Below are 20786 nucleotides of genomic sequence, written 5' to 3' on the forward strand. Positions count from 1 at the left end.
GGCGACCAGCGCGGGTTCGGCGGCCAGCCGGGGCGCGGAGCGGGCCAGGACCAGCAGCCGGTCCAGGTCGACGGTGCCCGCCGCCGCCTCGCCGAGCCGGCGGACCGCCCGCAGCACCTCGGCCTCCCGGCGCAGCGCCGGCACCACGCCGTACCGCCGGGACGGCAGCACCGGCGGCAACTCGTGCCGGCGCAACGCCCCGTAGACCGGTACCCCGACGTCGTCGAGCGCGTCGCGCAGCATCGACTCGTGCCGGCTCGACGCCACCTGGGTGAGGATCACCCCGCCGAGCCAGACCTGCTCGTCGTACGAGCGGAAGCCGTGCACCAAAGCGGCGACCGACTGCCCCATCGCCGACACGTCGACCGCCAGCACCACCGGGCTGCGCAACGCGGCGGCGACCGCGGCGGTGGACTCCTCCTCGGGCCGGCCGCTGACGCTGTCGTACAGGCCCATGGTGCCCTGCACCAGGGCGAACCCGGCGTCGGCGGCTCCGTGCGCGAAGAGCTGACCGAGCCGCTGCGGGCCGACCAGGTTCGGGTCGAGGTTGCGCCCCGGTCGGCCGGCGGCGAGCCCCAGGTACGCGGCGTCCACCGGGTCCGGGCCGATCTTGAACCCGACGACCGGCAGGTCCCGCTCGGCGAGCGCGGCGAGCAGTCCGATCGCCAGGGCGCTCTTGCCGTGCCCCGAGGAGGGCGCGCTGAGGACGAGACGCGGCACGACGGTCATGGGCGACTCCTCGCCGACTCAAGGGGTACGCGAGGGCAGCCCGGCACCGGAACCGCCCGCGTGACCATACCCCTCCGGCGGTGGCGGAGAATGCCGCCGGAGGGCGCCGCCGGAGGACGCGGCGGGGGCGGTGGGACCGAGGAGTAGCCTCGTGCTGTGTACCGGTTCCTCCTGACCCCCCGCTGGCTGGGGATTCTCGCGTTGACGCTGGTCGCCTCGTACGTGATGGTGCAGCTCGCCGACTGGCAGTTGGACCGCTACCGGGGTCGCAGCGCGATCAACGAGCGGATCGACGCCGGTGCGACGGCGACGCCGGTGCCGTTGGCGTCGAAGGTCCCCACCCCGACCGGCACGGCGGGCACCGCCGGCCCGGGGCCGGCGACGGAGGACACCTGGTCCCGGGTCACCGTCACCGGCCGGTACGACCCAGCCAACATGATCCTGGTCCGGGGCCGGACGGTGGAGAGCCGGGTGGGGTTCGAGGTGGTCACCCCGCTCCTCCTCGCCGACGGCACGGCGGTCCTGGTCGACCTGGGCTGGATTCCGCCGGCACCCGGTGGCGCGACCGCCCAGCCGCAGGTGCCGGCGCTGCCCACCGGCGAGGTGACCGTGGTGGGCCGGGTGCACGAGAGCGAGAGCGCGTCCGGGGCGGTCAGCGACCGCAACGGGCTGCTGGAGACCCGCCGGATCACCGTCCCCCGGCTCGCCGGGCACCTGCCGTACCCGGTGTACGGGGCGTACCTGCTGCTGGACGAGCAGACCCCGGCCGCCGACCCGGCCTTCGCGGCGGTACCGATCGGGCACGCCAACAACTGGCAGAACCTCGGGTACGTGGTGCAGTGGTACGCCTTCGCGGCGATGGCCCTGGTCGGGTACGGCTGGGTGGCCCGCCGGGAGGCCCGCCGCGCCGCCGGCCTCGACACCCGTCCGCTGGACCGGGCCGCCGACGGCCACCCCGCCCCGACCGGTCCCGCCTGACCGACCCGCCCCGCCGACCTGCGGCGGGGTCAGCGGGCGGGGCGCCCGGCGTGGATGGCCCGGACCGCGTCGACGGTGTCCGCCTCGGCCGCCGTCTTGTCGTGCCGGTAGCGCAGCACCCGGGCGAACCGGAGCGCCATGCCGCCCGGGTACCGGGAACTGGTCTGCACCCCGTCGAAGGCGATCTCCACCACCTGCTCCGGGCGGACCCGCACCACCCAGTCGCCGTGCTCGACCGCGAGGGCCAGGAACCGCTCGGTCTGCCAGCGCAGCGTCTCGTCGGTGAGCCCCTTGAACGTCTTGCCGAGCATGACGAACTCCCCGGTACGCGGGTCACGCGCGCCGAGGTGCAGGTTGGACAGCCACCCCTTGCGCCGGCCGCTGCCCCACTCCACGGCCAGCACGACCAGGTCGAGGGTGTGCCGGGGCTTGACCTTGATCCAGGACGCCCCGCGCCGGCCCGCCTCGTACGGGGCGTCCAGCGCCTTGACCACCACCCCCTCCTGCCCGGCGTCGAGCGCGGCGGCGAAGGCCGCCCCGGCCTGCTCGGTGTCGTCGACGGTCACCCGGCCCACCAGCAACGCCGGGTCGACCGCCCGGGCGAGCACCGACCACCGCTCCCGGCCGGGCCGGTCGATGAGGTCCTCCCCGTCGAGGTGCAGCAGATCGAAGAAGTACGGCATCAGCACGGAGTCCCCGGTCCGCGCGGCGGCGGCCCGGACCGCCGGGGCGACCTGCGCGGCGCCGGCCGCGTGGGAGCCACCGGGGAACCCGGCGTCGACCGTGGCGGCCTCCGCCCGCTCGGCGGCGTCCGCCCAGGCGGCGGCCTCGCCGGTGCCCGCCGCGTCGACCCCCACCGCGCCGGTGTCCTCCGCGCCGGTGTCCCCCGTGTCGGTGCCCACCGCGCCGGTGTCCCCCGTGTCGGTGCCCACTGCGTCGGTGCCCACCGCGTCGGCGGCTGGCAGTGCGCTGCCGGGCGGGGCGGCGCCGCGACGGGCGGCGCGGCTCGACGTCTGCTGGAACGGCAGCGGGCGGCCCGTCTCGTCCAGCCCGATGGCCTCGCCGTCGAGCACCATCTCCCGGCCGGGTAGCGACCGGACGGCGGCGACCACCTCGGGCACCCGGCCGGTGATCTCGTCGAGGCTGCGGGTGAAGACCGCGATGTCGGCACCGGAGCGGTGCACCTGGATGCGGATCCCGTCGAGCTTGACGTCGACCACCGCCGGGACGCCGATCGAGGCGAGCGCGGCGTCCACCGACGGGGCGCTCTGCGCGAGCATCGGCGACAGCGGGCGACCCACCTGGAGCCCGAACTCGGCCAACGCGGCGGCGCCGCCGCGCAGCGCGGCGGCGGCGACGGTACGCAGGTCACCGGCGAGCAGCAGCGCCCGCCGGACGGTGGGCACCGGCACCTCGGCGGCCCGCGCGACCGCCTCGGTGAGCAGCCCGACCTGCGCGCCCTGGCGCAGTTCGCCGCTGAACAGGCCGACCAGCATCCGCTGCTCGTCGGCGGTGGCGGCGGCGAAGAGGCGGCCGAGCAGATCCCGTCGACGGGCCTGGGAACCGGGGCCGTGCACGGCGGCGATCTCGTCGATCGTGGCGTCGACCGCCGCCAAGGTCAGCGTCGGCTCGGCCGCCGGGGGCGGCAGGTCGCGCAGGCTCGCCCCGCCGACCCCGGTCTGCCGCTGGCGCAACTCACCGGCGAGGTAGCCCGAGCCGGCCGGCACCTCCCCCGGCGCCAGCGACCGCAGCGCGGCGGCCAGCAACTCCACCTTGGCCCGCCGGCCACTGGTGGCCGTCACGGCGGCGGAGGTGGCCGCCAGGTCGACAAAACGCACAGCATCATCCTGCCCAGCCGGCGACGGCGACGCCGGCCGTTGCGGAAAGCTCGAACCCGTCGGCCGGCTCCTGCCCCGGCGCGCGGAAACCCCCAGGGTCGGGCCCGGACCGGTGTTTGCCGCCACCGGTCCGGGCCCGCCCCGGGCCGGGTCCCGTTGCCGGCCAGGAGGCCGGCCCGGCCCGTCGGGGGCGCGGCGACTCAGGCGGAGACCGGCTCCTCGATGCGCAGGCCCCGGGCCCGCACCTCGTCGGCGACCCGGGACAGCAGCGCGTCGAGGGTGACCAGGGCGACGGAGAGCTCGCCGAGCTGTTCCTTGAGCGTGTCCTCGGACCACGCGGAGACCGTGACGTCCCCCAGAGCACTGACGGCGGCTTCCAGCCGCACCATCACCTCGTTCGTACTCATGTTCGAAAGGCTATCCCATCCGAAACCGCGACACGCCGTAAAGCCGCAGCTAAAACGGGACGTTACGGTTTCGACACCGAACCACCGCCGGTGCCGACGGCGGCGACCCGGGACAGCAGGAGCGTCTCCGCGAGGCAGACCCGGGCGAACTCGCCCAGGTGCAGGCTCTCGTTCGGCCCGTGCGCCCGGGACTGCGGATCCTCCACCCCGGTCACCAGGATCGCCGCCTGCGGGAACATCTCCTGGAAGGTGGCGATGAACGGGATCGACCCGCCGATGCCGATGTCGACCGGGTCGGTGCCGTCCCAGGCCGTCCGGAACGCCGACCGGGCCGCGTCGAACATCGGACCGGTGGCGTCGATGGCACACGGCGCGCCGCCCTGTTCCAGCAGCACGTCCAGCCGCGCGCCCCAGGGCACGTGCTTCTCCACGTGGGCGCAGAGCGCCTCGTACGCCTGCTTCGGGTCGTCGCCGGGCGCGAGCCGGACGCTGATCTTCGCCCGGGCCTGCGGGACCAGGGCGTTCGGGGCCTCGGCGGTGGCCGGGGCGTCGATGCCGAGCACCGACAGCGACGGCTTGGTCCAGAGCCGGTCGGTGATCCGGTCGGTCCCGACGAGGTGGACCCCGTCGAGCACACCGGCCTCGGCCCGGAACCGCTCCGGCGGGTAGTCGACGGTCGCGCCCGCCCGGCCGCTCAGCCCCTCGACGGCCACGTTCCCGGCGTCGTCGTGCAGGGTGGCGAGCAGCCGGGCCAGCACGGTGAGCGCGTCCGGCACCACGCCACCGAAGATGCCGCTGTGCACGGCCTGCTGGAGGGTCCGCACCTCGACGAAGAAGTTGACGATCCCGCGCAGCGAGGTGGTCAGCGCCGGTACGCCGACGTCCCAGTTGGCCGAGTCGGCGATGACGATCACGTCGGCGGCGAGGCTGTCCCGGTGCTCGGCGAGCAGCCGCTCCAGCGAGTCGGAGCCGTACTCCTCCTCGCCCTCGACGAACAGGACCACCCCGACCGGGAGCGTGTCGCCGTACGCCCGCAGCGCGGCGACGTGCGCCATGATCCCGGCCTTGTCGTCGGCGGCCCCGCGCCCGTAGAGCCGCCCGTCCCGCTCGACCGGCTCGAACGGGTCGGACTCCCACAACGACAGGTCACCGACCGGCTGGACGTCGTGGTGGGCGTAGAGCAGCACGGTCGGGGCGCCGGGTGGGGCGGGCCGGGTACCGATCACCGCCGGCTGCCCGCCCGACCGCACGATCCGGACGTCCAGGGAACAGCCGCGCAGCAGCTCGGCCACCGCCTCGGCGGACCGCTCGACGTGGGCGTGGTCGAAGCCCTCGAACGCGATCCCGGGGATGCGGACGAGGCGTTCGAGATCGGCGCGGACGCCCGGCAGCTCGCGCTCGACAGCGGCCCGCAGCTCGGCGTCGGACATGATCGGTGTGGTCATGACGGGCATCGTAGGCCCGGCAGCGCCCCGTGTCCGGCCGGTCACTCGCTACCGGGGGCACCGCCGGGGCCGCCGCGCCGGGTCCGCTCGGCCGCCTCGTTCGCCGCGTCCATCCAGGACCGGGCCCGACCGGCCGCGCCGCCCACCCACGTGCCGAGGTCACCGGCCCCGTCGCCGACCCGGCGCAGCAGACCCACCAGCGGGTCGGTGGACCGGTCAAACGCCTCCCGGTACTCGTCGGCCGCCGCCTTGATCTCCTCCGAGATCCGGGCGTCGCCGTCGGCGGAGCGGCGCGGGTAGTCGCCGGCCAGCACCCGGCCGTACGCCCCGGAGTCGATCCACTGCCGGAGCTGGGCCGCGCGGGCCACCGGCGTCGGGTGGGTGTTCCAGGCAGTCATCCGGATCTTGTGCAGGCTGTCCCGCAGGTCGCCGCCGCCCTCGTACTCGGCGGCCTGTTCGAGGAAGGCGGTGGTGTCGACCTGGGACAGGTCCCCGCCCCCGGCGAGCTTCATGAGCAGCCGCAGCGCGGCGGCCGGGTCCTGGCCGGCGAGCAGGCCGGCCCGGTCGGCGGAGAGCTCCGCCTTGCGCCACCACTCCAGCATCGCCGCCATGATCGCCCGCAGCGCGATCGCACCCACCGGCAGCCAGCTCAGGTTGGCCGTCCAGCGGGTGAGGATCGCCAGGATCGTCTTGTAGACGGCGTGCCCGCTGCCGACGTGCCCCAGTTCGTGCCCGAGCAGGCAGCGCAGCTCGTCGTCGTCGAGCTGCTGCACGGACGCGGAGCTGAGCACGATGAACGGCTTCTCCAGCCCGATCGCCTCCGCGCTGAGCCAGGGCGACTGGGTGACGTACAGCTCGGGCAGCTCGGGCACGTCCAGCGCGGTGGCCGCCTCGGCGTACCGCTGGTGCAGCGCCGGATACTGCCGGTGGTCGACCCGGATGCCCGCCGCCAGGTAGGACAGCCGGAAGCCGCGCTCGTTCCACATTCCGAAGAACGACTTCACCACGTCGTCGAAACCGCGCAGCTCACGCAGCGCGACCAGCGCCCCCCGGTCCGCCGGGTGTTCCCACGCCCGGGAGCTGATGCCGGTCAGTGCGATCCGACGCCGCGCCGGTGCGTCGCCCGTTGTCATCTGGCCTCCCCGCTGCCTTGGTGCCTGTCCCGATGGTGCCCCACCCCACCGGCACCGTCCATTCGGCCGGGGTTCACGGCTGGCCGGGCCCACCCCCGCCCGGTGGGCTCCGGCCCGGGTCGTCACCCCCGGCGCAGGTAGTACCGCCCGGGGTCGTGGGGCAGCCGTGGGGCGCCGTCCACCACCAGGTCCACCCGCTCGGCGGTACCGTCGGCCGCGAAGTGCGCCGCCTCCCCCGTGTGCCATCGTCGCAGGTCGGGCAGGATACCCGGGCCGTCCCGGGCCACCGCGCGCACGACCCGCAGCTCGGCCGGGGCGGTGACGAAGACGGCGAGGGTCAGCTCCGGCCGGATCGTGGACCGGGCCGCGCTGACCCCCTCCACCAGCACCACCGGGGCCACCGGCACCGGCACCGCGCGGGGCAGGAACTCCCGGCGCACCCAGCTGTACCGGCGGTACGCGCCGGGTCGACCGACCCGCAGCGGCGCGAGCACGGACTCCTCCAGCCGGGGCCAGAAGGTCAGTTGGTCGGCCCAGCCGTCGAGCAGGTCGTCGGTGTGCACCACCGGTACGGGACCGCCGCCGGGCAGGGCGGCGAGGGCCTCCGCGAGCCGCGCCGCGAAGACGCTCTTGCCCGCGCCGCTCGGCCCGTCGACCGCCACCAACCGGGTACGCCCCAGCCGGGCCGGCCCCGCCCACACCCGCCGCGCCAGGTCGGCGTACGACTCGACCACCACCACCGCCACCCGGCCGACGCTAGCGGCACCCGGTCACCGCCACCCGACCGACGCCGACGCCACCGATCACCGCCATCGGGCCGACGCTGACCCAGTCACCGCCACCCGGCCCGACGCTGACGCCGCCCGGGCACCGTCGTCCGGGCACCGCCGTCCGGCCGGCGCTGGCGCTGACCCACCGGCGGCAGCCGTCGGCTTCCGGCCGCGCGCTCCCCGTTCGCGTGATCGTCGGACCGGTGCGTGCCGTTCCCCGGTCAGCGCCGCGAACCGGGCGGCATCATCGGGGGGTGCCGCATGACGTGATGAGTCCGGGCGTGGACGCCCTGCTGGAACAAGCCCGCGCCGGGATACGCCGGCTCACCCCGCACCAGACCGTCGAGGCGGTCCGCGCCGGGGCGCTGCTGGTCGACACCCGTACCGACGTGCAACGCCGGGCGCAGGGCAACCTGCCCGGGGCGATCGTCATCGACCGGACCGTCCTGGAGTGGCGGCTCGATCCGGCCAGCGCCTGGTGCATCCCCGAGGCCACCGGCTACGACCGGCGGATCGTCGTCGCCTGCCGCCAGGGGTACAGCTCCAGCCTGGCCGCCGCCAGTCTGCGGGCGCTCGGCCTGCACGCGGCGACCGACATGATCGGTGGCGTCCAGGCCTGGCTGGCGGCCGGGTTGCCCACCGCCGAGCAGCCGGCCGACGTCCGCTACTGACCACCGGGGCCGTCCCGCTGCCGGGGCCGTTCCGGTGCCGGGTGCGGCCCAGTGCCGGAACATGGCCGGTTCAGCTCAGGCCCGGCGCAGGTCACAGGGCGCGGAAGCTGATCAGGCCCGGAGCGGATCAGGCCCGGGAGCCGATCGGGCCCGGTGCGGGTCAGGGCGCGGGGGCGCCGGGTGGGACGAAGGGCAGGCCGGCCGGTGGGCCGGACTCGACCAGCCGCCAGAGCGCGTCGGTGTCCAGGTGCTCCTCGACCAGGTCACCGAGGAGGTCCAGGGTGCGTTCCCGGGCCGCCGCGAAGGAGGTGTCCGGCGCGACCCGGAAGCCGGACCGGCCGGCGAGCCGGGCCACGTCGGTGAGGAACCGGCGGCGGAACTCGTCCGACTCGAAGGCCCCGTGCCAGTGCGTACCGTGCAGGACCCCGGAGAGGACGCCCTCACCCGCGCCGTCCGGGCCGGTGAGCAACGGGGGCAGCGCCGGGTCGGTGGTGGAGACGTACCCGTGGTGGATCTCGTAGCCGCGCACCGCGACGCCCGGGTGGGCGGCGGCGGTGCCGGCCGACTGGCGGACGGTCTTGCGCGGGTCGAAGGTGACCTCGATGGGCAGCAGCCCCAGCCCCGGGACGCTGCCCCGCCGGCTCTCCACCGGGTCGTGGATGGCGCGGGCCAGCATCTGGAAGCCGCCGCAGATGCCGAGCAGCGGCTTGCCGGCCGCCACGTGACCGAGCACGGCGTCGGCCAGCCCGGTCTCCCGCAGCCAGGCCAGGTCCGCCACCGTGGACTTCGAGCCGGGCAGGACCACCAGGTCGGCGGCGGCGAGTTCGGCCGGCTCGACGGTGAGCCGGACCCGGACGCCGGGCTCGGTGGCGAGGGCCTCGACGTCGGTGGCGTTGCTGATCCGGGGCACCCGGACCACGGCGACGTCGAGGCACTCGGTGCCGTACGGGGCGGCGGGCCGGCCCAGCACCCGGCCGTAGGCGAGCGAGTCCTCGGCGTCCAGCCACAGGTCCAGGCTCCACGGCAGCACTCCGTACGTCGGGCGGCCGGTGACCCGGTGCAGCATCTCCAGCCCCGGCTGGAGGAGCCCACGGTCCCCCCGGAACTTGTTGATCACGAAGCCGGCGACGAGCGCCTGGTCGGCCGGGTCCAGCAGGGCGACGGTGCCGAACATCGAGGCGAACACGCCGCCCCGGTCGATGTCGCCCACCACGATCGTCGGCAGGCCGGCGTGCCGGGCCAGCCCCATGTTGACGTAGTCACCGGCCCGCAGGTTGATCTCCGCCGGGCTCCCGGCGCCCTCGCAGACCACCACGTCGTACGCCGCCCGCAACTCGGCCAGGGCCGCGTACGCGGTCTCGGCGAGCCGGGGACGCAGCGCGCGGAAGGTGCCGGCGGTGACCGTGTCGACGGCCTCGCCGAGCAGCACCACCTGACTGGACAGGTCACTGCCCGGCTTGAGCAGCACCGGGTTGAACCGCAGGTCCGGCGGGAGGCCACAGGCGGCGGCCTGCATCGCCTGGGCCCGCCCGATCTCGCCGCCCCGCCCGTCGGGGCCGACGACCACCGCCGAGTTGTTGGACATGTTCTGCGCCTTGAACGGGGCCACCCGCACCCCGCGCCGGTGCAGCCAGCGGCAGATCCCGGCGGTCAGCACGCTCTTGCCGGCGTCCGAGGTGGTGCCCGCGACCAGCAGACCCCCGCTCACCGCGACCCCCCGGTGTCGGCCCGCCCACCGCCGGCGTCCGGGGTGGCCCCGGCACCGGCCCGGCCCACCCGGGCACCGAGGCGCGCCGGCAGCCGGCGCACCGACGGCACGGGGCGGGCCGCCGAGCGGGCGGTGTGGGCCGCCGCCGTCCAGCCCCACCGGCCGGCGGCGGCGACCACCCGCCCCAGGGTCACCGGGTACACGGCGGCGACCCCGAGGGCGGCGAGGCCGACCGCGCCGGAGATCCGGGCGGCCCGCTTCAGGTGTCGCGCCTCGGGACGGGGCCCGTCGCCGAGGAAGGGCCGGGTCTCGGTCCGCCCGAAGTACCTGTTGCGCCCGCCCAGCCGGACCCCGAGCGCGCCGGCCATCGCCGCCTCGCACTGCCCGGCGTTGGGGCTGGGGTGGTCGTTGCGGTCCCGCCGCCACACCCGCCAGGCCCGCTCCCGGTCGCCGTGCGCGGTGGGGGCGACGGCGATGGTCAGCAGCCCGGTCAGCCGGGCGGGTGCCAGGTTGAGCAGGTCGTCCAGGCGGGCCGCCGGGGTGCCGAACCGGGCGTACCGGGCCGACCGGTGCCCGACCATCGCGTCGAGGGTGTTCGCCGCGCGGTAGCCGAGCAGGCCGGGCAGCCCGGCGACCGCTCCCCAGAACAGGGGTGCGACGACCGCGTCGGAGGTGTTCTCGGCGACGGACTCGACGGTGGCCCGGGCCAGCTCGGACTCGTCCAGCAGCGACGGGTCCCGCCCGCAGAGGTGACCCAGTCGGTTGCGGGCGGCGGGCAGGTCACCACGCCGCAGCGCGCGTCGCATCACCGTCGCCTCGCGGCGCAGGGTCCGGCCGCCGAGCACCGTCCAGGTGCCGGCCGCCACCAGCACCGCCCGGGTCACCGGGCGACGCCGGGTGAGCACCGTGGCCGCCGCCCCGAGCAGGACGGGCCCGCCCACCGCCAGCCCGGTGAAGACCGCACCGGCCGCCGGGTCGGGCCGGTAGGTCCGCTGTTCCAGGGCACCGGCGGCCCGCCCGAACCCGGCCACCGGATGCCACCGGCGCGGGTCACCGACAAGCGCGTCCAGGGCGTACCCCGCCACGAGTCCTGCCGCGTTCGCCACGGCGAGTCTCCGCCGCACCCCGTCACCCCCCATGGCCGGCAGCCTAGTCGTACGACACGAGGGCCGACGCCGGCCGACCGCCACCGCTGGCTCAGGCCGGTTCCGGCGCCCGACCACGCGCCCGGCGGCTCCGGCCGGACCGGGCCGACGCCGGCTGACCGGAAGCCTGCCCGCCGTCGACGGCACCGGCCACACCCAGGGCATCCTCGTCGGGAAGGTCGTCCCCGTCGGGGAGCACGTCCTCGTCGAGAAGATCGTCCCGGCCGGAGAGCGGGTCCTCGTCGGGGAGCGCGTCGAGATCCCCGGCACCGGTCTGCGCCCGCACCGGGGAGAGGTGCTCCGCCGGGGAGAGGTGCCTGGCCCCGCCGAGGTCCGCCACCGGGGAGAGGTCCTCCGCCGGCCCGTCGTCGGGGCCGGACTCTGCCAGCGGGGACCGGCCGCGCGGGCCACCACCGAGGGGCGGCATGTCCAGCGGGGACGGGCCGCGCCGGGGCGCGCCGAGGCTCGGCAGCTCGAACTCGTCGTCGAACGGGCGGTCGTCGACGGTGCTGGGGGCCTGCTCGGCGGGGACCGGCTCGGTCGGCTCCCCGTGCACCCGGCGCTCCGCCTCGGCGTCCTCCACCGCGCTGGTGGTCGCGGTGGGCCGGTTACGGACGAAGCGGCTCCGCCCCCGCGCCAGGTCGTGCCCCACGGACACCGCCTCCAGCTCGTAGTGGGTGCGGTGGTTGCCGGCCTCGTCGGTCCAGTCCCGGGTGTAGAGCCGGCCGGCGACCACCACCGGGTCGCCGACCATCACCGACGCGGCCACCCCCTCGGCCAGCTTGCGCCAGCAGTTGACGCGCACCCGGAGGCTGTTGCCGTCGACCCACCGGCCGCTGTCCCGGTCGAGGCGGCGGGCGGTGGAGGCGACCTTGAAGTTGGCCACGAGGGTGTTGCTCTGGGCGGTCCGCCGCCACTCCGGGGCGGTCAACACGTTACCGACGACGGTCACATTGGTCTCAAACATGATCACTCCAGTGGGAAGGATCGGGCTTGTCGTGGTGAGTCGACTCGACGCCGAGCCTGGCCGTACCGGGCCGACCGCCGCCACCGCCCGGCGCTGACCTGTGGACAGCCGGGTGTCCTGTGGACAACCGCCTGATCACGGGCTGGTTGTGCTAGGCGTCACCGCGCCGCAGGTCACGAGTGCCGTGCGGGGCCGCGCCGAATGAACCGGTTGCCCTCCGGCCGCGACTGTTCGGGCATGACAGGCCGGATGGACTGGACGGAGGAGGAGACGAGCCGGATGGACGGGAGACGATGTGCAGCGGGACAGCGATGACGCCCTGGTGGTCGTACGCGCCCAGCTCGGCGACCGGCGGGCGCTGGCCGAGCTGGTCGAGCGCTGGCACGAGCCGGTGTGGCGGTACGTGCGGCGGATGCTCGACGCGCCGGGCGCGGCCGACGACGTGAGTCAGGAGGCCTGGGCCACGGCGTTACGGGCGCTGCCCCGCCTGCGGGAGCCGGACCGGCTCGCGCCGTGGCTGTTCACCATCGTCCGCCGGACGGTGCTGGACCACCTGCGCGAGCGGTACGGCCGGGTCGCGCCGGTCGACGGCGACGAGGCCGTACCCGACGACGTCGCCACCGCCGTGCTCGACCGCCGCCAGGTGGAGGAGGGGCTGGCCGGGCTGCCGCCCCGGGAACGGGACGTGCTCGTCCTGTTCTACCTGCACGACTTCACGGTGCAGGAGTGCGCGCAGGTGCTGGCGGTCCCGCCCGGCACGGTCAAGTCCCGCCTGCACCGCGCCCGCCGGATGGTGCACGACCACCTCGTCGAGAAGGGGTACCCCGCATGACCGACCGTCCCGGATACACCGCCGACCACGTGCTGCGCGACCTGTCGCTGGCCCGCCGGGTGGGCCACGTCCTCGCCGGCCTCGGCGGCCTCGCCACGGCGGTGCTCGTCGGCGCGCTGTGGGCCACCGAGCCGGGGCCGCTGCCGGCCCGGACCCAGGTCGCCTTCGCGGCCGTGATCGTCGTCGGTCTGGCCTGGGCCGGGGTCGCCGGGTGGGCGCTGGGCCGGCGTCCGCTGTTCGCCGCCGACCGGGTGGTCGCGGCCGGGCTGGCCCTCTGCGCCAGCACGCTGGTCACCCTGGGCACGGTGGCGATCGCGCTGACCCAGGGCAGTGGTACCGAGCTGGTGGTCGCCGTCCTCGTCGGCGCGGCCCTGGTCGGCGCGGCGGGGGTGGCGCTGACCCGGGCCCGCGCCCACCGGCGGGCGCTGCTCGCCCTGCGGCGCGACCTCGAAGCCGCCCGACGTCCGGACCCCGGACCCGCACCGGACGAGCCGCCCCGGCGCTGACCCCGCCGGTCCCGACCGGCCCGCCCGCCCCGCGTGGGCCGGGCCGGGACCGGGTCCGGGTGGGACCGGGGGAGACCGAGGTCCGGTGAGGCGTTCCGGACGGGGCGGGACTGGGTACAGCTGTGATCAACCGAGCACCACGACGGCCCGCCGTCCCTCCGGGCGGCCCGTCCGATCAGAAGGGGCCACGCACGATGACTCTCTGCCGAACCCGTACGACCGGCTCCGTCCGCACCGAGAGCGGGGTGCGGTGATGAGCGCCGTGACGAACCCGGCGACCGTGGCCGAGTGCCTGCGCGTCGGGACCGGGTTCTCGCAGGGCGACCGGAACTGGATCGCCGAGCAGTTCGCCACCCTGGACAGCCGCCTGGCCACGTTCCACGCCGACGCCACCGAGTTGGAGGTGTCGGTGAAGAACCGCGAGGCCCGGGGGCAGCGGGTGACCCTGGAGTGCTGGATCGCCGGCCGACAGAAGGTGGTCACCACCTCCTCGGAGCAGGACCTGCGGGCCGCCCTCCACGACGTGCGCGACGACCTGCGCCGGAAGCTGAACGACGCGAAGACCCGGCAGGAGCCCCGCAACAACAAGCACCTGCGGGACGTGACGTCGGCCACCGGGGAGCCGGTCACCCTGCCCGATCCGGACCAGCCCCGGGCCGAGGCCGGGGCCGGGGCCGAGAGCCGCTGACCGTGTTCCGGGTACCCCTGGCCCGGCGTACCCGGCAGGGCCGCCCCCGTCCGTCGGACCTTCCCGGCGGACGGGGGCGCCACCCAGCGGAGTCGGAGGGGCGACGGAGGGCTACCGTCGAGGACGCCCGCAGGCGTACCGTCGTGGTCGTGGAACCGGACGTGCTGGGGCCGCCCTACGAGCGGCACACGATCGACCTGGGCACCGACGACGAGGGGCCGGTGGTCGCCACCCTGGTCCGTCGGATGGCGGACCGCCCCACCGGCCGCGCCGTCCTCTACGTGCACGGCTTCGTCGACTACTTCTTCCAGACCCACGTCGCCGACTTCTTCGCCACCCGGGGCTGGGACTTCTACGCGCTCGACCTGCGCAAGTACGGCCGGAGCCTGCTGCCGCACCAGACCCCGAACTTCTGCCGTGACGTCGGTGACTACTTCCCCGAGCTGGACGCCGCCACCGCGATCATCCGCGACCGGGACGGCCACTCCACCGTCCTCGGCATGGCCCACTCCACCGGCGGCCTGATCATGTCCCTCTGGGCGGACGCCCGGCGCGACAGCCGCCCCCTCGACGGCCTCGTCCTGAACAGCCCCTTCTTCGACCTCAACGTCCCCTGGGTGATCCGCCGGCCGCTGGCCGCCGTCGTCGCCCGGCTGGGCCGGCGGTCGCCGCTGCGCGCCCTCCCGCACGGCCTCAACACCGTGTACGGCGAGAGCCTGCACGCCGACCACCACGGCGAGTGGAGCTACGACCTGAGCTGGAAGCCGCTGGCCGGGTTCCCGGTCCGGCTGGGCTGGCTGGACGCGATCCGCACCGCGCAGCTCCGCCTCCGCGCCGGGTTGGCCATCCCGGTGCCCGTGCTGGTCGCCTGCTCGCTGCGCAGCTTCCGGGGCCGCCGCTGGCAGGAGGCCGCCAACGTGGCCGACGCCGTCCTGGACGTCGAGCACATGGTCCGCTGGGCGCCCCGCCTCGGCCGGCACGTCACCGTGGTCCGCTTCGACGGCGGGCTGCACGACCTGACCCTCTCCGGCCCGGCCGTCCGGGAACAGGTCTTCGCCGAGGTGGGCCGCTGGGCCGAGGGCTTCCTCGACACCGGCCCCACGGCCAAGGAACGGGAGCCGGAGCCGGTGGGGGCGACCGGCTGACCTCCGCCACCGGGTCCGACCCGCGACGAGCCGCCGGTGAGCCGCCCGCCCCCGTGCCACCCACCACCGCCCGGACGGCGGTACCCTCTTGGCGCGACACGCACGCCGCGCGCCCGTAGCTCAGCGGATAGAGCAGGGGACTTCTAATCCCAAGGCCGCAGGTTCGAATCCTGCCGGGCGCACCGCAGCGTCTTCTTCCCGACCGGTCAGCGCAGCCGGATGTCCTCGGCGGTGGGAAAGTCGTACCAGGTCAGCGCGAAGGGTTGGCCGGTCGCCGGGACCGCCGGGTAGACCGCCCAGGTGTCCACCGCCCGGCCCGCCGCGATGGAGAACGACTCGCCCGCCCGGGTGGTGGCGCACCAGGACGTCTCGGGGCGCACCGTCCGGCCGTCCGCCAGCTCGATCTTCGACGAGACCAGGTCGACCTCGGCGGTGGGGCAGCTCACCGGCCACGGCGTCGCCGAGCCGTTGCGGTAGACCAGGTTCAGCCGCAGCCGGCCGTCGGTGGCCTCGGCGCTGACCAGGGTGACGCTCAGCGGCCCCTGCTCGTACAGCAACCGGTCGATCCGGTACGTCCGGTCGGCGGGCTCGTCCTCGGCGGGCTCGGGTGACGGCGGCGCGGTGGTCCCGGGTGACGGCGTCGGGCCGGGGTCGCTCTCCCCGGAGCCGGTGGAGGTGCGCTGGGCGTCGCTGGTGACCCCGACGGTGGGCCCGGTGGACCGGGACGCGGTGCGGTCGGCCAGGTACTCGCCGCCGATGGTGCCGACGACGGCGAGGCCGGCGGCCACCACGACGGCGGCCAGCAGGGCGAGGTACCTTTTCTCCACGCGGGACTCCTGCCTGGTGCGGACGGCCGTCGGCGCGAACGTAGCACCGCCCGCCAACGACAGCGCCCGCGCACGGCGGACCCCGCTCAGCCCTGGCGGGCGGCGAGGATCTGCTCGCGGAGGATGTCGGCGTGCCCGCAGTGGTGGGCGAGTTCCCGCAGGACGTGCAGGAGGATCCAGCGGACCGTCATCGGGCCCATCCGGTGGCCGGTGACCACGTCGTCGAGGGACAGCCGGGACAGCGCCCGCATCGACGCCGCGCACGCCTCGCGGTGGGCGTCGCGGACGGAGGCGATCGTGTCGGCGTCGTCGAGGGCGAAGGAGTCACCCGCGCGGGCCGGCAGCCCGAGCTGCACGCGCGGGGTGCCGGTGACCGCCTCGTTGAACCAGACGTGCTCCACATAGGTGGCGTGCTTGACCAGGCCGAGCAGCGTCGTCTGGGAGGGGACCACCCGCCGCCGGGCCTCCTCCTCGGTGAGGCCGTCGAGGCACTGGCCGATCAGCCGACGGTGGGTGTCGACGAAGGCCGTCACCTGGCTGCGCTCGTCCGACATGAGCAGGGTGTGCGGGTCACCGGTGAAGAGGTCCATCGTGCTGCCCTGCTCCTGCCTGCCGGGGTGCACCGTGCCCGCCGAGGGTACCCGAGGGTCCCCGGCCGGGGCGGCGACGGTCCTCGATGGAGGACGTCGCCGTTCCCGGACGGACGGTCAGCCGGCCTCGCGGGGCTCGATGCCGAGCTGCTGGCAGGCCTCCCGGTACATCCGGACCACCTCGCGGCGGATCTCGGCGCGCTCGGTGAGCCGGTGGGCGAACGGGACCCGGACGGGCACCTCGATGTCGTCCACGGTGACCGCGAAGTCCATCCCGTCGGCGTCCAGGCCGGTGGTGCGGGCCCGGGTCGCCGCCGGGCAGCCGCCGAGGGTGCGGCAGATCAGCAGGGTGTCCGCGGCGTGGTCGTCGTTCATGTGCCGGCTGACCGCCGCGACCACGTCCGGGCCGAACGGCTCGTCGCTCACGCCGCCGTCTCCGTTCCGCGGCTCGGCGCCGCAGCGTCGGCCGGCGGGTCGGCCGGTACGTGTCGGGCCAGGTCGGCGAAGACCGCCGTGTTGTGCCGGTACGCCACGAGCACCTCCTCCAGCAGGGCGGTCGCCGCCGCCTCGTCGAGCGGCAGCGCGTCCAACCGGGCCCGGTAGGCGTCCTTGTACGCCTTCGGCCGGGGGATCTGGTCGAACTGGTAGAACGCTACCCCGGAATCGTCGGCCAGGCCGTAGTTGCGGGCCACCGATCGTCCGATGTGGAGACCACCGGAGAGGTCGCCGAGGTACCGGGTGTAGTGGTGCGCGATGAAGCGCTCCGGCGAGTCCACGCAGACCTCGCGGATCCGCTCGACGTAGGCGACGGTGGCCGGGGTCGGGCTGGTCCGCTCGGCCCAGTCCGCGCCGACCAGGTGCGCCAGGTCCGCTTCCAGGGCGGGCAGCCGGATCAGCGCCTCGTCGACGAAGGGACCGGCCAGCGGGTCGTCGCGCAGGTGGTCACCGGCGGACTCCAGGGCGGCGTAGATGGCGCGGTGCTGGACCACCAGGTCGGTGTACCCGGCCAGGTCGAGGTCCCCGGCGACGAGGGCGGAGACGTACCGCTGGGACTCGGCGGCCTCGTGGGCACCCGCGCTGGCGGCCCGCAGCCGGGCCGAGAACGGGACACTGGTCGTACTCATGTCTTCTCCAGGGTGGCGAGGGGGTCGGCCGGCGGCACGGTTCCAGGATGCCCGTCGCGACGGTCGGACGGTTCACGGTTGTCGAACGGATCCCGGGGGTCGGGCCGGTCGGGGTGGTGCCGCTCGCGGCGCGGCACGACCAGGGGCAGATGGGTACGCGGGTGGGGTACGACCTCGATGTCGTGCCGGTACACCTCGCTGAGCAGGGGCGCGGTGAGCACCGTGGCGGGCGGCCCGGCGGCCCGGACCCGGCCGTCGCCGAGCAGGGTGACCAGGTCCGCGTACGCCCCGGCCAGGGCCAGGTCGTGCAGCACCACCACCACGGCGTCCCCGGCGGTGGCCCGGTCCCGGGCGATCCGCATGACGAGTTCCTGGTGGTGCAGGTCGAGCGCGGCGGTCGGCTCGTCGAGCAGCAGCACGGCGGCCCGCTGGGCGAGCACCCGGGCCAGCGCGGCGCGGGCCTGCTCGCCGCCGGAGAGCGACGGGTACGGCCGGTCGGCGAAGCGGGCGATGTCGCAGCGGTCCATGGTCTCGGCGACGACGGTGTCGTCCTGCGCCTCCTCGGGCCGGCCGGCCCAGGGCGCCCGCCCCATCCGGACCACCTCCGCCACGGTGAACGGGAAGCTCAGGGTGCTCCGCTGGGTCAGCACGGCCCGGCGCATCGCCAACTCCACCGCCGACCACTCCCCCTGCGGCCGGCCGTCGACCTCGATGGTGCCGGCCGCGACCGGCAGGTCGCCGCTGACCGCGGCCAGCAGCGTCGACTTGCCGGCCCCGTTCGGCCCGACCAGGGCGTGCACCTCGCCGGAGCGGACCCGCAGGTCGACCCCGTCGAGCACGGGCCGGCCGGACCGTTCCACCCGCAGCCCGGTCACCTCGATCCGGGTGGTACCCGGCGGGGCCGGGGCCGACGCCCGGGTCGCCGGTCGCCGGCCGAGCAGGCGCAGCCGCCGGCCGCTGCCGGCCCGGCTCATCGCCAGCCTCCGGCCCGGTCCCGGGTCCGCCGCAGCAGCCAGAAGAACGCCGGCCCGCCGACCACCGCCGTGAGCACCCCGAGCGGGAGCTCCTGGTGCTCGACGAGGGTACGGGCGGCGAGGTCGGCGACGACCACCACGATCGCGCCGCCGAGCGCGCTGGCCGGCAGGAGCACCCGGTGGCCGGGGCCGGCGACCATCCGGACCAGGTGCGGCACCACCAGGCCGACGAAGCTGATGATGCCGGTGAAGGCGACGGCGGCGGCGCCGAGCAGCGCGGTGACCACGATCATCCGCAGTCGGAGCCGTTCCACGTCGACGCCGAGGTGCCGGGCCGAGCGTTCGCCGAGGGCGAGCAGGTCGAGCCGGCGGGCGTCGAGCAGCGCGACGGCCAGGCCGACCGCCAGGCAGGGCGCGGCCAGGGTGACCGCCGACCAGCTCGCCTGAGCGAGGCTGCCCAGGTTCCAGAAGGCGATGGCCTGCACCCCGGACTCGTCGGCGACGAACATCAGCAGCCCGATCGCCGCCCCGGCCACGGCGTTGACCGCGACACCGGTGAGCACCAGGGTCACCACCTCGGTCCGGCCGCCGGAGCGGGACAGCAGGTAGACCAGGTACGTGGTGGCGAGCCCGCCGGCGAACGCGGCGGCGGGGACGGTCCAGGCGCCGAGGACGGTGACGCCGGTGACGAGGGCGAGCGCGGCGCCGACGGCCGCCCCGGCGGAGACGCCGATGACGCCCGGCTCGGCCAGCGGGTTGCCGAAGACGCCCTGCATGACCGCCCCGGCGCAGCCGAGCGCGGCGCCGACCACGGCGGCGAGGAGCACCCGGGGGAACCGGACGATCCAGAGCGCGTTCTCGCCCTGCGGGGCGGCCGGCAGGCTGCCCACCTCCAGGCCGAGCCGGTGCAGCACCGAGCCGAGCACCTCGGCCGGGGAGATCTGCACCTGCCCCCGACCGGCGGCGACCAGGCCGACCACGACCAGGGCGACGCCGAGCCCGACCACCAGCAGCCGGCCGCGCCGGTTCCCGTCGGTGGCCGGCAGCCGACCACGCCACCCCCGTCGTCGGTCGCCGTCGCGCGCCGGGCGGCCGGGCTCCGGCCGTGGCCCGCCGGTGGTGCCGGGGCGGACGTCCACCTCGGTCACGACGTCGCTCCGCAGGCGTGCACGGCGCGGGCCAGGGCCTGCACGACCCGGCCGGAGCGGGTGCCGAAGGTGAGCAGGACGCCGTCGTCCATGTCGATGATCCGGCGGGCCTCGCCGGCCGGTGTCTGCCCGACGCCGGGGAGCTTCAGCAAGCCGTCGACCCCTCCGACGGAGGCGAGTCCGCTGCTCATCACCAGGATCACGTCCGGGGCCGCGTTGATCAGCCCTTCGCTGGTCAGCGGGCGGAACTTCGCCAGCCCGATCGCGGTGCCGGCGTCCACCCCGCCGGCCGCCTCGATCATCGCGTCGCTGCCGGCGCCCTCGCCGCCGATCAGGTACACCCCGGCGGTGCCGCGCAGGTAGAGGAAGGCGATCCGGGGGGCCTCGCCCTGGGGTACGCCGCGCGTCGCCTCGGCGATCTCGCCCTCGACCCGGGTGACGAGTCGCTCGCCGGCCGGGGCGACGCCGAGCGCGGCGGCCACCGCGCGGATGTGCGCCGGTACGCCGGCGAGGGTCTGCTCGGCGTCGACCAGCACGACCGGGATTCCGGAGTCGCGCATCTGCTTCAGCGCCTCCGGCGGGCCGATGCTGTCGTCGGCGAGGATCACGCTCGGGTTCAGGTCGAGCACCGCCTCGGCGGAGAGGTCGTGCCCGGCCGGGGTGACCACGGGCAGGTGCGCGGCGGCGGCGAAGGTGGTGGAGGTGTCCCGGCCGACGACGTTGCCGCCGAGGCCGAGGCTGAACACGATCTCGGCGATCGAGCCGTACATGTTCACCGGCAGGATCCGGCTGGCGTCGGTGACCGTGGTCGGCACGCCGTCGGCGGAGGTGACGGTAACCGGTAGGGCGGGGGTCGGTGCCGGGTCGAGCGGGTCGACGTCGGTCCCGCCGAGGCTGGCGGTGACCGGGCCGCAGGAGGCGGTGGCCGCCGGCTCGGCGGTGGTGGTCGACCCGGCGCAGCCGACCACGGTGCCGGCGAGCAGGACGAGCAGCGCGGGCAGCAGGGCGCGACGGTTCACCGGGCCGGCCCCCGGCGACGCCGGCGGCGCAGTCCGATCAGGAGCATCCCGAGCAGGACGGGTGCCCCCAGCGCGACCGTCCACCACGGCACCCCGAGGTCGGAGGCGGCGCTGACCCGGGTGACCTGCACGTCGGCGGAGG

The 20786-nt window shown here is 75.7% G+C and carries 20 protein-coding genes, 1 tRNA gene and 2 pseudogenes; 7 read left to right on the top strand and 16 right to left on the bottom strand.

Annotated elements, in window-relative coordinates:
• Nucleotides 1-729 (bottom strand): nucleotide-binding protein (locus AWW66_RS25560; RefSeq protein WP_483819090.1); only part of this gene is annotated, 729 nt, incomplete at its 3' end.
• A 156-nt stretch (nucleotides 730-885) separates the two neighbouring features.
• On the opposite strand from AWW66_RS25560, the gene AWW66_RS25565 reads away from it, so the two are divergent.
• A complete protein-coding gene (locus AWW66_RS25565; protein ID WP_067371315.1) occupies nucleotides 886-1707 on the top strand; it encodes an SURF1 family cytochrome oxidase biogenesis protein in 822 nt (273 codons plus the stop codon).
• 29 nt (nucleotides 1708-1736) lie between these two features.
• Here AWW66_RS25565 and AWW66_RS25570 read toward each other — a convergent pair whose 3' ends face one another.
• From AWW66_RS25570 to AWW66_RS36560, 5 genes and pseudogenes are all read right to left on the bottom strand, one after another.
• A complete protein-coding gene (locus AWW66_RS25570) occupies nucleotides 1737-3545 on the bottom strand; it encodes an ATP-dependent DNA ligase (RefSeq protein WP_067371317.1) in 1809 nt (602 codons plus the stop codon).
• A gap of 200 nt (nucleotides 3546-3745) precedes the next feature.
• Nucleotides 3746-3952 (bottom strand): hypothetical protein, encoded by a 207-nt coding sequence (locus tag AWW66_RS25575; RefSeq protein WP_067371319.1) that lies wholly within the window; start codon nucleotides 3950-3952, stop codon nucleotides 3746-3748.
• Between the two features lie 62 nt (nucleotides 3953-4014).
• Complete coding sequence (locus AWW66_RS25580; protein WP_211272097.1) at nucleotides 4015-5382, bottom strand: dipeptidase; 1368 nt, start codon at nucleotides 5380-5382, stop codon at nucleotides 4015-4017.
• Between the two features lie 56 nt (nucleotides 5383-5438).
• Nucleotides 5439-6530, bottom strand: a complete 1092-nt coding sequence (locus AWW66_RS25585; RefSeq protein ID WP_067371321.1) for a M48 family metallopeptidase — start codon at nucleotides 6528-6530, stop codon at nucleotides 5439-5441.
• A gap of 122 nt (nucleotides 6531-6652) precedes the next feature.
• Nucleotides 6653-7635 (bottom strand): annotated as a pseudogene (locus AWW66_RS36560) (uridine kinase family protein).
• Here AWW66_RS36560 and AWW66_RS25595 point away from each other — a divergent pair.
• Nucleotides 7570-7971 carry a rhodanese-like domain-containing protein gene (locus AWW66_RS25595; protein WP_067371323.1) on the top strand — a complete coding sequence of 134 codons (402 nt, stop codon included), beginning with the start codon at nucleotides 7570-7572 and terminating at the stop codon, nucleotides 7969-7971. The pseudogene AWW66_RS36560 and the gene AWW66_RS25595 sit on opposite strands and share 66 nt — an antisense overlap.
• Before the next feature lie 160 nt (nucleotides 7972-8131).
• Here AWW66_RS25595 and AWW66_RS25600 read toward each other — a convergent pair whose 3' ends face one another.
• The 3 genes and pseudogenes from AWW66_RS25600 to ssb form a co-directional block, all read right to left on the bottom strand.
• Nucleotides 8132-9679, bottom strand: coding sequence for a cobyric acid synthase (locus AWW66_RS25600; RefSeq protein ID WP_067371337.1), 1548 nt, complete (start codon nucleotides 9677-9679; stop codon nucleotides 8132-8134).
• The gene (locus AWW66_RS25605; RefSeq protein ID WP_067371324.1) at nucleotides 9676-10818 is read right to left on the bottom strand and encodes a cobalamin biosynthesis protein; all 1143 of its coding nucleotides are present in this window, start codon (nucleotides 10816-10818) and stop codon (nucleotides 9676-9678) included. The genes AWW66_RS25600 and AWW66_RS25605 overlap by 4 nt, the downstream gene beginning before the upstream one ends.
• Before the next feature lie 256 nt (nucleotides 10819-11074).
• Nucleotides 11075-11791, bottom strand: a pseudogene (ssb, locus tag AWW66_RS36120) (single-stranded DNA-binding protein); the annotation flags it as partial.
• Nucleotides 11792-12086: 295 nt separating this feature from the next.
• Here ssb and AWW66_RS25615 point away from each other — a divergent pair.
• The 5 genes from AWW66_RS25615 to AWW66_RS25635 all read left to right on the top strand — a co-directional run bounded on the left by AWW66_RS25615 (nucleotide 12087) and on the right by AWW66_RS25635 (nucleotide 15144).
• Nucleotides 12087-12623: an RNA polymerase sigma factor gene (locus tag AWW66_RS25615; protein WP_067371325.1), complete on the top strand. Its 537-nt coding sequence runs from the start codon at nucleotides 12087-12089 to the stop codon at nucleotides 12621-12623.
• Nucleotides 12620-13129: a hypothetical protein gene (locus AWW66_RS25620; protein ID WP_067371326.1), complete on the top strand. Its 510-nt coding sequence runs from the start codon at nucleotides 12620-12622 to the stop codon at nucleotides 13127-13129. The genes AWW66_RS25615 and AWW66_RS25620 overlap by 4 nt, the downstream gene beginning before the upstream one ends.
• A gap of 253 nt (nucleotides 13130-13382) precedes the next feature.
• A complete protein-coding gene (locus AWW66_RS25625) occupies nucleotides 13383-13817 on the top strand; it encodes an HPF/RaiA family ribosome-associated protein (protein WP_067371327.1) in 435 nt (144 codons plus the stop codon).
• A gap of 149 nt (nucleotides 13818-13966) precedes the next feature.
• The gene (locus tag AWW66_RS25630; RefSeq protein WP_067371341.1) at nucleotides 13967-14962 is read left to right on the top strand and encodes an alpha/beta hydrolase; all 996 of its coding nucleotides are present in this window, start codon (nucleotides 13967-13969) and stop codon (nucleotides 14960-14962) included.
• Nucleotides 14963-15071: 109 nt separating this feature from the next.
• A tRNA-Arg gene (locus AWW66_RS25635) sits at nucleotides 15072-15144 on the top strand.
• Between the two features lie 24 nt (nucleotides 15145-15168).
• On the opposite strand, the gene AWW66_RS25640 is transcribed toward AWW66_RS25635, so the two are convergent.
• The 7 genes from AWW66_RS25640 to AWW66_RS25670 form a co-directional block, all read right to left on the bottom strand.
• A complete protein-coding gene (locus tag AWW66_RS25640; protein ID WP_067371329.1) occupies nucleotides 15169-15789 on the bottom strand; it encodes a hypothetical protein in 621 nt (206 codons plus the stop codon).
• Nucleotides 15790-15875: 86 nt separating this feature from the next.
• Nucleotides 15876-16412: a DinB family protein gene (locus tag AWW66_RS25645; protein WP_245648485.1), complete on the bottom strand. Its 537-nt coding sequence runs from the start codon at nucleotides 16410-16412 to the stop codon at nucleotides 15876-15878.
• An 84-nt stretch (nucleotides 16413-16496) separates the two neighbouring features.
• The gene (locus AWW66_RS25650; protein ID WP_245648486.1) at nucleotides 16497-16805 is read right to left on the bottom strand and encodes a DUF2470 domain-containing protein; all 309 of its coding nucleotides are present in this window, start codon (nucleotides 16803-16805) and stop codon (nucleotides 16497-16499) included.
• On the bottom strand, nucleotides 16802-17503 hold the full coding sequence (locus AWW66_RS25655) for a biliverdin-producing heme oxygenase (RefSeq protein ID WP_067371333.1): 702 nt from the start codon (nucleotides 17501-17503) through the stop codon (nucleotides 16802-16804). Before AWW66_RS25655 ends, AWW66_RS25650 begins: the two co-directional genes overlap by 4 nt.
• Nucleotides 17500-18477: a heme ABC transporter ATP-binding protein gene (locus AWW66_RS25660; protein ID WP_083978946.1), complete on the bottom strand. Its 978-nt coding sequence runs from the start codon at nucleotides 18475-18477 to the stop codon at nucleotides 17500-17502. Before AWW66_RS25660 ends, AWW66_RS25655 begins: the two co-directional genes overlap by 4 nt.
• A complete protein-coding gene (locus tag AWW66_RS25665) occupies nucleotides 18474-19625 on the bottom strand; it encodes a FecCD family ABC transporter permease (RefSeq protein ID WP_245648487.1) in 1152 nt (383 codons plus the stop codon). Before AWW66_RS25665 ends, AWW66_RS25660 begins: the two co-directional genes overlap by 4 nt.
• A complete protein-coding gene (locus AWW66_RS25670) occupies nucleotides 19622-20644 on the bottom strand; it encodes a heme/hemin ABC transporter substrate-binding protein (RefSeq protein ID WP_281179627.1) in 1023 nt (340 codons plus the stop codon). Before AWW66_RS25670 ends, AWW66_RS25665 begins: the two co-directional genes overlap by 4 nt.
• Between the last annotated feature and the right edge of the window lie 142 nt (nucleotides 20645-20786).

It is taken from the genome of Micromonospora rosaria, assembly GCF_001567585.1.
GTDB lineage: Bacteria > Actinomycetota > Actinomycetes > Mycobacteriales > Micromonosporaceae > Micromonospora > Micromonospora rosaria.